Annotated in this window: 10 protein-coding genes; 7 read left to right on the plus strand and 3 right to left on the minus strand. The window is 30.3% G+C overall.

From position 1 onward, the window contains the following. Positions 1-110 precede the first annotated feature (110 nt). Positions 111-794, minus strand: a complete 684-nt coding sequence (locus MYF_RS02370) for a 16S rRNA (uracil(1498)-N(3))-methyltransferase (RefSeq protein ID WP_002557842.1) — start codon at positions 792-794, stop codon at positions 111-113. Between the two features lie 78 nt (positions 795-872). Between MYF_RS02370 and alaS the strand changes: the two genes are divergently transcribed. From alaS to MYF_RS02405, 7 genes are all read left to right on the plus strand, one after another. Further along, positions 873-3,524 (plus strand): alanine--tRNA ligase, encoded by a 2,652-nt coding sequence (alaS, locus tag MYF_RS02375; protein WP_002557843.1) that lies wholly within the window; start codon positions 873-875, stop codon positions 3,522-3,524. Further along, positions 3,500-3,937, plus strand: a complete 438-nt coding sequence (ruvX, locus tag MYF_RS02380; protein WP_039387658.1) for a Holliday junction resolvase RuvX — start codon at positions 3,500-3,502, stop codon at positions 3,935-3,937. The genes alaS and ruvX overlap by 25 nt, the downstream gene beginning before the upstream one ends. Positions 3,938-4,120: 183 nt before the next feature. Continuing rightward, positions 4,121-4,675, plus strand: a complete 555-nt coding sequence (pth, locus tag MYF_RS02385; RefSeq protein ID WP_002557845.1) for an aminoacyl-tRNA hydrolase — start codon at positions 4,121-4,123, stop codon at positions 4,673-4,675. Beyond that, the gene (gene tilS / locus MYF_RS02390; protein WP_002557846.1) at positions 4,653-5,546 is read left to right on the plus strand and encodes a tRNA lysidine(34) synthetase TilS; all 894 of its coding nucleotides are present in this window, start codon (positions 4,653-4,655) and stop codon (positions 5,544-5,546) included. The genes pth and tilS overlap by 23 nt, the downstream gene beginning before the upstream one ends. A 45-nt stretch (positions 5,547-5,591) precedes the next feature. After that, complete coding sequence (gene ftsH, locus MYF_RS02395) at positions 5,592-7,721, plus strand: ATP-dependent zinc metalloprotease FtsH (RefSeq protein ID WP_002557847.1); 2,130 nt, start codon at positions 5,592-5,594, stop codon at positions 7,719-7,721. A gap of 118 nt (positions 7,722-7,839) precedes the next feature. After that, positions 7,840-9,309: a lysine--tRNA ligase gene (gene lysS, locus MYF_RS02400; protein ID WP_002557848.1), complete on the plus strand. Its 1,470-nt coding sequence runs from the start codon at positions 7,840-7,842 to the stop codon at positions 9,307-9,309. Position 9,310: 1 nt separating this feature from the next. Further along, positions 9,311-10,141: an HAD family hydrolase gene (locus tag MYF_RS02405; protein WP_002557849.1), complete on the plus strand. Its 831-nt coding sequence runs from the start codon at positions 9,311-9,313 to the stop codon at positions 10,139-10,141. On the opposite strand, the gene mnmE is transcribed toward MYF_RS02405, so the two are convergent. Both mnmE and MYF_RS02415 read right to left on the minus strand, forming a co-directional pair. After that, the gene (mnmE, locus tag MYF_RS02410) at positions 10,130-11,458 is read right to left on the minus strand and encodes a tRNA uridine-5-carboxymethylaminomethyl(34) synthesis GTPase MnmE (protein WP_002557850.1); all 1,329 of its coding nucleotides are present in this window, start codon (positions 11,456-11,458) and stop codon (positions 10,130-10,132) included. The genes MYF_RS02405 and mnmE overlap by 12 nt on opposite strands. A 42-nt stretch (positions 11,459-11,500) precedes the next feature. Beyond that, positions 11,501-13,117 (minus strand): ABC-F family ATP-binding cassette domain-containing protein, encoded by a 1,617-nt coding sequence (locus MYF_RS02415; protein ID WP_002557851.1) that lies wholly within the window; start codon positions 13,115-13,117, stop codon positions 11,501-11,503. Between the last annotated feature and the right edge of the window lie 104 nt (positions 13,118-13,221).

Raw genomic sequence — 13,221 nt, forward strand, 5'->3', positions numbered from 1 at the left:
TTGTTTGATTTATTATACTCATAAATTAAACTTTAAAAAAAGTATTCGAAAAAATAAATAAACTTTAACCTACAAATTCTAAGTAATATTTACAATTTTTTATAACCCAATTAATCTTTTATACATTTAGCCAAAAGAAAAATTGCCGCTGTTTCAGATCGCAGAATTCTTTTCCCAAGAGAAATGCTTTGAAAACCGAATTTTTTTGCTAGAATTACCTCTTCATCACTAAACCCACCTTCAGGTCCAATCATTAAAATTGTTTTTTTGTTTGCCTCAGGGAAATTTACATTACTTTTTTCTTTTTCAAAAGCAATTAATTTAACCCAAAAATGCTCTGATTTTTTTAAAATTTCATTATAATTCATAGGTAAATTTATTTTTGGAACCAAATTGCGAAAACTTTGTTGAGCGCTGTGAAGACAAATTTGCTCTCACCTTTTTAGTTTTTTAGACAAATCACCGTTTAGTTTTTGATTTACATTTTTACTATAAAATGGTCAAATTTCGTGAACACCAATTTCGACCGCTTTTTGAATTGCAAATTCAAACGATTTAGTTTTTAGAACTGCAAGAGCAAGAACAACTTCATTTTTTGGCTCATTATTGATATTTATTTTAGTAATAATTTCAGCTTTATTTGAATTTTTAACTAATTTCGTAAGGTAAAAATGGCCGTTATAAACACAAATGAAATTTTCGTGTTTGATTCTTACTGTTTTAATATGTTTTAAAATAAAATCATTAAGTATAAAAAAATTTTCGTATTTTTCATTAACAAAAAAGCGAAACATAAACAAAATTTTAATATAAAATTCGATAACTTATTCAAAAATTAATTTAAAATTATTAAAAATAGGAAAAATTATATTATGAAGAAATTATCAGCAAATAAAATTAGACAGCTTTGAATTGATTTTTTCCGCGGAAAAAATCACCTTTTCATTGACTCTAAACCACTTGTTCCGCAAAATGATAATTCTTTGCTCTGAATTAATTCAGGAGTGGCAACCTTAAAAGATTATTTTACCAACAAAAAAATCCCACCATCAAATCGACTTGTTAGTACACAAAGGGCGCTAAGAACTAATGATATTGAAAATGTAGGTTCAACATCCCGCCACCATACTTTATTTGAAATGCTTGGGAATTTTTCAATTGGCGATTATTTTAAAACCGAAGCAATCGATTTTGCCTATGAATTTCTAATAAAATGACTTGAATTGGACCCTAAAAAACTTCTTATTACTTATTATGATGGTGATAATCTAACCTTTGAAAAATGAAAAAGCTTGGGAATTCCTGAAGAAAAATTAATTAAAGGAAATAAAAAAACTAATTTCTGAGATTTAGGTCAAGGACCTTGCGGCCCATGTACTGAAATTTATTTTGACCGCGGGGAAAAATTTGACACTCGGGGAAGTGAATTGATAAAAAACGAAATTGAGAATGATCGTTTTATTGAGATTTGAAACATCGTTTTTTCAGAATTTAACAACGACGGAATGCAAAATTATACACCTTTAAAATCAAAAAATATCGATACTGGCGCTGGTTTTGAACGCATTGTATCAATTTTGCAAGATGGACCAACTAATTATGATACCGACCTTTTTCTGCCAATTATTGCAGAAATTGAAAAAAATACTGATTTTCATTACGATATTAATAATTACTTTTTAAAAAAGCCCTCACAAACTAAAATTAATACTAGTTTTCGAATTATTTCTGATCACATACGTGCAATTACTTTTGCAATAAATGACGGAGTTCTACCCTCTAATTTACACCGCGGATATATAATTCGTCGCTTAATTAGAAGAGCCTACTGAAATGGGAAAAAATTAGGAATTAACCAACCTTTTTTATACAAATTAGTGAAAATTGTTGGAAAAACCTTAGAATATAATTTTGATATCCAAAAAATTAGCAATATTATCCTCCAAGAAGAAGAAAATTTTGCAAAAACACTTGAAATAGGGTATAATTTACTTAATGCCGAGTTAAAAATCGCAAAAAACTCAATAAAATCAGAAATTGTTTTTAAACTTTTTGAAACTTATGGTTTCCCTGTTGAACTAACCCAAGAAATTTTATTAGAAAATAACATTGAATTTAATCTGAACACTTTAAAAGAACTGCAAGAAAAACACTCGGAAATTTCACGAGTTAAAATAACTAAAGGCATGGGCAAAGTAGTTAATTCACTTGCGCGGGTTAAAAATAAAATATCCGAATTTGTTGGTTATGAATCACAAAAAGTAGATACTATTATCAATTTTTTGGCAAACGAAAATGAAGAAATAACTGAATCAAGTAGCGAAAATTTATCTTATGCAATTTTTAAAAAAACACCTTTTTATGCAACAGCAGGAGGGCAAAAGCATGATCAAGGCTGAATTATTCAAGACAATGAAAAAATTGAAATTCTTAAAGTTTTTAAAGACAAATTTTTAAACAATATTCACGTTTTTCGCGGGAAAGTCTATAAAAACCGGCCGGTTTTTTTAAAACTAAATTCTGAAAATCGCAGAAAATTAGAGCGAAATCACTCAGCAACTCACCTTTTATTTGCGGCATTAAGAGCTGAATTTGGTTCTGAAATTAAGCAGTTAGGATCCGATAATAATGAAAACCGGCTAACTTTCGACTTTCCATTTAGTCACAAACCTAGTCAAGAAAAAATCAAGGCTGTTGAAAACCGTGTAAATTCATATATAAATCAAGAAATTAATCGTCAATATTTAATTACTGATCTTAAAAATGCGCAAAAACTTAATGCAATTATGACGCTTGAAGAATCAGAATATATGGATCCAATTTTGTTAAGACTTGTAATTTTTCCAGAAATTACAACTGATTTATGCGGTGGAACTCATATTAAAAATACAAAATTAATTGAAAAATTTACAATTATAAACTGCCAAAGTAAAGGTGCGGGAATTTATCGAATTCGCGCAGTTACTTCCTGAGAAAAATATACTAAATTTTTAGAAAATAATATTGAAGCAGTTAAGAAAAAAATTTTAAATTTAGAAAACAAAATTAGGAAAATAGACACTACTTTTGCTGCAAATTTACCAAATTTGCCTAATTTAGAAGAACAATTTTCCCAAATAAAAAAAATTGAGGAAAAACTTAAAAATTATTACAAACAAGCGTTAAAATCTAATGCAACACTAGTAAAATCGGAGCTTGATTTAAACAAGATAATCCAAATTAACAAAGTTAGTTTCTATCTTGATCTTAATTTTCCTATACAAAACTTAAAGCGAACAGCCGCTACTTTAAGAGAAAAAAATCCAAAAATATGCTTTATTTTAGCTGCTAATTTAAATAATAATCAATATTTAGTTGTAGTTTCTTCTGCGGTTGTAAAATCTGATCTGATACTTTATAAAATTTTAAAAACTCATGATGGATTAGGCGGTGGAAACGCTAAAATAGCTCAGGGCAAAATTCAAAAAGAACTAAAAAAAGAAAACTTAATTGAACTTTTATGGGAAAACATCCAAGAATTTTAGCGCTGGACCTCGGAGTAAAAACTTGTGGTTTGGCAATTTCTGATCCTGATTGGAAAATCTCTTACCCCCTTGAGCAATTTAATTTCAAACGTTATGATTTTGCAAGTTTAATTTCACGAATTGCTTTTTGATTAGAACAATACAAAATTTCCACCATAGTTCTAGGTTATCCGCTAACTTTAAATGGCAAAATTTCACCGCGAACAAAAATGGTTGAAAATTTTGCCTATTTAATAAAAAAAAATCTCAAAATCAACGTTATTTTTCAAGACGAGAGATTTTCAACAAAACAGGCTCAAAATTTTTTATTAGATTTAGGCATCTCTTTTAAAAAACGCCAAAAAATTATAGATAAATTAGCGGCACAAATAATTTTGGAAAGATTTTTAGAAACTGTAAACAAAAAACAGTAAAAAACAAAAATAAAATAACCAAACTTTCTAAAAAAATAAAAAAACACTTAATAACTTTATCAAAAATCTGACTCTTTAATGATATAATTAAAGAATTATAATAGCCGCCAAAAATTAATCTCCCAAGTCAAAAAAAATGCAACAAACACAAAAAACACTATAAAAACAAAGGTAAATTTAACAATGAAACTAATTGTTGGACTTGGAAATCCAGGTAAGAAATATGCTCAAACAAAACACAATGTTGGTTATTGAGTTCTTGACTTATTAGCAGAAAAATTAGCTATCAGTTTTGATCAGAAAACTGAAAATGGTAATTATGCGAAGCAAGCCGATTTTATTCTCGCAAAACCAAACACTTTTATGAATAAATCTGGTGATTTTGTTCAAGAATTAGTTAATTTTTATAAAATTAACATTCAAGATTTACTAATTGTCTATGATGATATGAATCTTGAAATTGGCCAAGCAGCAATAAAAGCATCAGGAAGCGCTGGCGGACAACGCGGAATGGCACATATTATTGAAAAATGTGGCACAAAAGAAATAAAAAGACTAAAAATTGGCATTTCGCGTGGCGAAAATGCAAAAGATTATGTTCTATCCCCTTTTGAACCTAAGGCGAAAGCTAAAATAAAACTCGTTATCGATCAGGCAGCGGATATTTTAATTTTTTATTTATCTAATAGTTTTATGACTACAGTTGAAAAATTCAATGCAAACAAAAACAAAGCTTAAAGAAAAATATTTAATCGGAGTTTCAGGCGGCTCTGATTCAATGTTTTTGCTAGATAAATATAAAAAAAAAGATGTTATAGTTGCACATGTAAATTATAATTTACGTAAGGAAGCAATTTTTGAGACGCTTTTAGTAGCAAAATTTTGTCAAAAATATAATTTAAAACTGAAAATTTTATCTTTTAATAGTTTTAGGGTTAAAAAAAATCTGCAAAACGAACTAAGGGAGATTCGTTATAAATTTTTTGAAAAAATTTATAAGCAATTTAACTGTTCAAAATTATTAATCGCCCATCACCGCAACGATTTTTTAGAAACAATTTTTTTACAAAAAAACAAGGGAAAAATTGTCTCTTTTTGGGGAATTCGCAAAAAAAACTTCTTTTTTAACATGCAAATTTTAAGACCGATTTTGTATTCTAAAACAAAAAAACAAATTATTAGAAACTGCCAAAAAAAAAGAATTCCTTATCTTAATGATATTTCAAATTTTTCAAGCAAATATAAACGCAATCAGATTAGATTTTTCCTGGAACAAAAGAATGATTTTTCCTGTTTTTTTCTTTTTTTATATTATTATTTTATAAATTTATTAAAATTGGTAATATTAAAATATCAGAAAAAAATCTTACGAAAATGGCAAAAAACCGGTTATAATGTTTTTTTCTTTAGAAAAATTAAAATCAAGTCTAAAATTATCTACTTATTCGTGAACCAAAATTTTGAAAACATTAAATTGACCAAAGGAAAAATTAATGAAATTATTAACTTTACTTGCGCAAAATCTGCTTCTGGCAGATTTTTACTAAAAAAAAACAATTATATTGTTAAAAAAAAATGAAAATTATACCCAAAATCTAGTAAAATTTAGTAAATATTTGTTTTTGTTCACAATTCACAAAATGGAAGGAAAATTATGCAAGGTAAGACAAAGAAGAAACCTTCTGTTGGCTTTATAATTTTTTTAGTAATTACTTTAGCGATAGTTGGTTATGCAATTTACCAATTTTTACAACCTCAACTTAAGATTTTAAATCTTTCTTATTTTGAAAACCGACTAATTGAAAACGCCAAAACTCCAATAGATAATAACTTTTTTTATAAAGTTGTTTTTGATATTAATGATTACCGGATTCGCGTTGTTGAATCAGTAGATGGCGAAATAGATGCCTATGCAATTGTTGCCAATCCCCACGTAATCGCAAAATTTCAAACCGGTTCTGCTTTGCTTAGCCCTGCAATTAAAAATCAACTTGAAAATCCAAACATTACAACATATTCTGAATTAGTATCGCTTGCAATTAAAACTTCTCCTTCTAGTTATCTCGGTCTCTCGCTTGAAAAAATAAGTTTACTTAACCGTTATTTGTCACTAGCCGGAGCTGAACGTTTTAGCAAGAGTTTTCTTCCATCAATTTCGTCAGCAGACCGTCCTTCGCCTACATTTTTCCAATATTTTCTTTCTTATTTGCCCACTATTGTCACCTTGCTTGTATTTATTTGATTTATCTATCGGATAAATCGCGGGTCACAAGGCGGAGCTGGATTTTTTAATCCTGGAAAAAACCAAGCAATTCGTATTAAATCAGATAAAAAATATTCCGATGTTGCTGGAAATGTCGAAGCAAAAGAAGAAATTGCTGAATTTATTGACTATTTAAAAAACCCTACCCGTTATGCTGCTGCTGGAGCAAAAATTCCTCGAGGAATTTTGCTTGGCGGGCCACCTGGAACAGGGAAAACTTTACTTGCAAAAGCGACTGCTGGCGAGGCAAACGTTCCCTTTTTCTTTATTTCAGCATCAAATTTTGTGGAATTATATGTTGGTGTTGGAGCAAAAAGAGTTCGTGAATTATTCAAAGACGCTCGAAACGACTCGCCAGCAATAATTTTTATTGATGAGCTTGATGCAATTGGGCGCTCTCGAGGATCCGGAATCGGTGGTGGAAATGATGAAAGAGAGCAAACTTTAAATCAACTTTTAGTTGAAATGGACGGAATGGTGGAAAATTCTGGGCTTTTAGTAATTGGCGCAACAAACAGAACTGATGTACTCGATCCGGCGCTTTTACGCCCGGGGAGATTTGATAGATCAATAATTGTTGGCCTTCCTGATGTAAAAGAGCGTGAAGAAATTTTAAAATTGCATGCAAAAGGTAAACGGATTTCGAAAAATATTACTCTTGCAAATATCGCCAAAAGAACACCAGGGTTTTCAGGCGCGCAACTTGCTAATGTTATTAACGAGGCAACTTTACTATCGGTTCGCGAGCAAACTCAGGTAATTACAAACGAGCAAATCGACGAAGCAATTGACAGAGTAATCGGTGGTCCTGCAAAAAAGAACCGAGTAATTACCGAAAAAGAACGAATTATGGTAGCATACCATGAAGCTGGACATGCTGTTGTTGGTCTTAAATTAAAATCAGGAGTTAAAGTACAAAAAATTACAATTGTTCCTCGCGGAAGCAGTGGCGGATATAATCTAATGTTGCCAGAAGAGGAAAAATATAATAGCACAAAATCGGAACTTTTAGCCTCAATTGCTGCATTTATGGGCGGAAGAGCCGCTGAAGAAATTAAATATGGAAAAGCAGAAATTTCTTCAGGAGCAGCAAATGATATCGAAAAAGCAACAAAATTAGCAAGAAAAATGGTCACCGAATGAGGTATGTCAACGCTTGGACCCATTCAGTATGAACAAGACCAATCATCACCATTTTTAGGTAGAGATTATATTAAAAACGCTTCTTTTTCCTCAAAAGTTGGCCATGAAATTGACATTGAAATCCGACAAATTATTTCCGAGTCTTACCAAAAAGCTTTTAATACAATTAATAATAATTTGTTATTACTTGAACTAATCAAAGACACTTTATTAGAAAAAGAAACAATTGTCTACGAAGAAATTCAGAAATTAGCCGAAACACTCGCCCCACTTCCAGAAGCAACTAAAACCGAAAATGAAGCAATAAAACCAAAAGAAATTTTAGATGAAATATTAAAATTTGAATCTGAAGCTGAAAAAGATTTCGAAAATTCCTAATATTGAAAATTTGTATTTTTACTCAATTTTATAATTTATTTCAAAACCATTTTAAATTTCATGCATAAATAAAACATTTTTCAAAAAATTCTTTTCTATTGCTCAAGGTGATATAATTATGACAAAACTAAACGATCAGCGACAATTTCGCCAACAAAAACTAAAAAATTTACAAAAAAACGGTTTCAATTTTCCTAAATCTACTTTTGAACATGATAATTTAGTTGGAATAAAAAAAAAATTTAGCGAAAAATCACAACAATTTTTTCTTGAGCATAAAATAAAAATTGCTTTTGCTGGACGTCTTATTCGCCAACGTGGACCTTTTTTTATCATATTTAGTCAAGGCATCAATTTTCAAGCTTATGTTTCTAAGCAATTTCAGCTAGAAAATGGATTTATATTTTCTAATTTAGACCTTGGTGATATAGTTGAAATCTCCGGTTATCTTTTTAAAACCCAAACTGATCAAATTAGTGTTAAAGTTGATACTTTTTCCATTCTTGCAAAATCGTTGCACACCTTACCTGATCAATATTATGGAATTGAAAATCACGATGAAAAATACCGAAAACGCTATCTTAATTTGCTTGTAGACCCAGAATCAAGGAAAACTTTTATAATTCGTAGCAAAATTATTTCGTTAATTCGTAACTTTTTTGACTCTCAAGGGTTTTTAGAAGTTGATACCCCTGTTTTGCAGCCGCCAATTTTAGGAGGGGCAGCAGCAAAGCCATTTATCACTTTTTATAATTCCTTAAACGAAAATTTTTATCTACGAATTGCGACTGAATTACCACTTAAAAAATTATTAGTCGGCGGCTTTGATCGAGTCTATGAAATTGGTAAAATTTTTCGCAACGAAGGATTTGACGCCACTCATAATCCAGAATTTACTTCGATTGAATTTTATCAGGCCTATGCGGATTTGAACAAAATAATGGCTCAAACAGAAAATTTATTCCGTTTTTTATTCAAAAACTTAAACTTAAATTTAGAAAATTTCAATTTTTCGAACCATAAAATTAACTTTTTAGAAAAATTTGCCCGTTTTGATATGGTAGAAATTACTTCAAAATTAATGAATTTTGAACTTAAAACTGCAAATTTTTCTACACTAGCTGAAATTGCAAAAAAAGAAGGAATAAAAATGGAGCCTTTTTTTACAAAAGGCCATTTAATTAACAAATTTTTTGAAAAATTTGTCGAACCTACTCTAATAAATCCGACTTTTATCACCGGACATCCAATTGAAATTTCACCGCTTGCAAAATCAGACCCACTTAATCCTAATTTTACTCTAAGAGCAGAATTGTTTATTGGTGGCAAAGAATTTGCAAATATGTTTGACGAATTAAACGATCCAATTGATCAACTTAGCCGTTTTCAAGCACAAATTAACGAAAAAAATAAAGGTAATCAGGAAGCAAGCGAAATTGACTATGAATTTGTCAAAGCCCTTGAACACGGAATGCCTCCTGCTGCTGGATGTGGAATTGGGATTGATCGAGTTGTGATGCTTTTAACAAATAATGAATCAATTCGCGAAGTTATCTTATTTCCGCAACTAAAATCTAAAAAGGATTAACATGAAATTATTTTTTGCTTTTGACCTTGACGGAACTTTATTGCGTTATGATAACACAATCCACCCACAAAATGTTGAAATGTTAGAAAAACTCTATGAATCAGGGCATTTTTTAGTTGTTGCAACTGGGCGGGGGCTTTCTGCTTGTCTTGATTTAGCAAAAAAATACCCCTATTTTCATTATTTAGTTTCAAATAATGGCACTTTAATCCATGATGTAATTACCAAAACAACAATTAATAGCGGCACTCTCACAAAAGAAATTGTACGGATTTTGCTGCTAGATTGTAAAAGAACTGGCTCAATCTGTGCTATTTCAACCATTAATAGCCTTTTTGAATTTTCAACAAAAAACAAACACGATTGACTAAAAAACCAAAAAATAATGGACCTTCATTATTATAATAAAGTATCTGAAGAACAAATTTTAGAAATAATCGAAAACGAGACAATAACTCAGTTTGCCTTTCGCAATGATAGCAAGGTAATTGAAAATTTATACCAAAAATGACAAAAACAGCTAAAAAATATTTACAAAGTGACAATCACAAACCGTATTTTCCTTGACATAAATCCACTTAGCGCCGATAAGGCAAATGCAATTCAAAGCTTATTAGAAAAAAACAGTCTAACTCCAAGCCAACTAATCGCTTTTGGCGATAGTTCTAATGACTATTTTATGCTAAAATTAGCCCGTTTTGGTTTTGCAATGGAAGATGCAACTCCTGATTTACTTGAAGTTGCCACAAAAAAAATTGGTAATTGCGAATCTGAGACAATTGCCACAACACTTAAAACTCTTTTAAAAAACGAAAAAGAACTATTTTCCTAGACAAAATTTTGAAAAAATTGAATCCAGCAGATTTTCATCATCCACACTTCCAAAAATAGTTTTTAACTCTTTTCAAGCAATTCGCAAATCAACAATAACAATTTCAGGGCCAAAACCGGATAATAAAGTATTTCTTGCCTCTAAAATTGCTTTTTTTGCCAGCTCAATTTGGGAAATTTGAAACGAATTAGCCACAAATTCATTTTGTTTTCCTAAAAAACTAAAAATAGATTTTATTTTATCAATCAGATTTTCAATTTTTTTATATTTTGCGGTAATCAAAATTTCGCCTTTTAAGTCTGCTGGATTTTCAAGAAGATCGGCTTTATTATAAACTTTAATATAAATCTGATCCTGACGGATTTTATTTTTTATCTTAATTTTTTCAGTATTTTTTTTGCTTGCATCTATAATATGTAAAATTAAATCTGCTTTTGCCATTATCTCAAAGGATTTTTCAATCCCGATTTGTTCAATTCTTTCATTAGTTTTGCGAATTCCAGCTGTATCAAAAACTTTAAAAAGCAAATTGTCAATCACAAAATTTCCTTCGACAACATCACGCGTTGTCCCGGGAATTTCACTGATAATCGCTTTATTTTCGGCAATTAAAATATTTAAAAGCGACGATTTCCCGCTGTTTGGTTCGCCGATAAGGCAAGTTTTAATTCCTTGATAAATCAGTCGTGAATTATTTGCTATGCTTATTAATTCTGTAAAATCATTCAATAATTTTTCTATTTTTGGTAAGAGAATTTCTGCTGTTAAAACTTCGACATCATCATATTCAGGATAGTCAATATTTACTTCAATTATGCCAATAATTTCTTCGATTTGTTCAATTAAAGCTTTAATAAAATTTGAACTTGTACCTAAAAACTGATTTAGCGCCGCTTGATGCTGTGATTTGACTTGAGCATGAATTAGATCGTTAATTGCTTGCGCTTTAACTAAATCAATTTTTCCATTTAAAAAAGCGCGCAAACTAAACTCACCAGGATTTGCAAGTCGTGCAAGTTTAGTTTTTAGAATCGTTTCCAAAATTAAATTCGTATTTAAAACACCGCCATGAGCGTTAATTTCGACTGTTTCTTCGCCAACAAAATTTTTGCTTCCGGGAAATCAGAGTGCTAAAACCTGATCAATTTTTACATTATTATCGTGGATCCAACCAAAACTTATCTCCATTGACTTTCCAATTTTGCCAGTAAAAATTTTCTCCATAATTTTAAATGCATTCGGCCCTGAAATCCGGATAATTGAAATGGCTTGGTTAATCCCGCCTGAGGCGATTGCACAAATTGTATCAGAAATCAACTTAAAAATTCTCCTAATTAATTAAAATAGAAAAAATTGCAACTAATCGCTTATTTTTTCCTCATATTCAGCTAATGTGCCTTGAAAAAAGATAGCAGAATCTTTCCTTATATCTAAAATTGCATCAGCAACTTCATTTACTAATGCAAGATTAAAAGTTGTAAAAATCACTCCTGATTCATAGAGTTTTAGCCCTTCAATAAAAGAATCAATCGATTCTGAATCTAAATGGTTCAATGGTTGATCAAAAATAAGGAAATTTGACTCACTTAACATCATTTTCGCAAACATTAACCGGACTTTTTCCCCGCCTGATGTAACATTCACTTTTTTAAAAACTTGATCACCACCAAAAAACATTCTTCCTAAAAAAGCGCGCATTCGCTGCGTTGAATTATCTTTATTTTCAACTTGGCTATTAAAACTTGGTCATTGCGAAATTCAACTTATTAGATTAAGGTCTGATGCAAAAAAGCTGTCATTATTTGAAGGTAAATAATCAAATTTTATTGTTGAACCTCAAGTAATTGTTCCCGAACTTGCTTTTTCTTTACCTACCAGAGTCTCAAGTAGCTTAGTTTTTGCTAAATCATCATCGGCAAAAATCACCATTTTTTCCCCTGGCAAAAGATTAAAAGAAACATTTTTAAACAAATACTCGCCTGTCAGTGGATTTTTATAACTTAAATTTTCAACAGTTAGAATTTGTTTTCCAGGACGTGGAAAAACACCAAAACGGATATAAGGATATTTTCGTGATGAAGGCTTTATCTCATCAAGCTGAATTTTTTCAAGTGATTTTTTCCGCGAAGTTGCTTGTGCTGATTTTGAGGCATTTGCGGAAAATTTAGCAATAAAAGCTGTTAATTTTGCTACTTGCTCTTCTTTTTTTGCGTTAGCATTTTTTTGTAATTCTTTCATTAATTCAGAAGATTGTTTTCAAAAACTGTAATTTCCTGTAAAAATTCTGATCTCGCCATAGTCAATATCAACAGTGTGTGTGCAGACTTGGTCTAAAAAATCACTATCATGACTAACAATTAAAACAACATTTGTATAATTAACTAAAAACTGTTTAAGTCATTTAATCGCCTTAAAATCAAGGTGATTTGTCGGTTCATCCATTATTAGAATATCAGGATTTCCAAATAACGCTTTTGCCAGAAGAACCTTAACTTTGCAAGCAGATTTTAGCTCTGACATTTTCATATTTCAATATTGTTTTGGAATTTCAAGAGCTGATAACAAAATTTGAGCATCATTTTCGGCACTTCAACCGCCTAAAAGCCCAAATTTCTCTTCAAGTTCGCTAGCGTGATTATAATCAGCTTCAGTTGCGTTAGGATTTGCATAAATTTGATCTTTTTCTTGTTGAATTTGGTATAACTGTTGATTACCCATTATTACTACATCTGTGACAATAAAATCATCAAATTCAAAGTGATTTTGCGACAAAACGGAAATTCTTTGATTTTGTGAAATATGAATTGAACCGGAACTTGGCTCAACAAGACCTGCTAAAATTTTTAAAAAAGTCGATTTTCCGGCACCATTTGCACCGATAATACCATAAGTATTTCCCTCTGTAAATTTCAAATTCACATTTTGAAATAATGTTTTGTCAGCAAAAGTTTTCGATAATTCCCTAACTTCTAGCATTTCGCTTTCCTTTTTTTAAGTGAAACTAAAAAAATTTTTTTATATTAATTTTTATGCTATGGAATTATATTATAAAAAGAGGAAAATAAACAAAAATAAAACAA

The sequence above is a fragment of the Mesomycoplasma flocculare ATCC 27399 genome (assembly GCF_000815065.1).
GTDB lineage: Bacteria > Bacillota_I > Bacilli_A > Mycoplasmatales > Metamycoplasmataceae > Mesomycoplasma > Mesomycoplasma flocculare.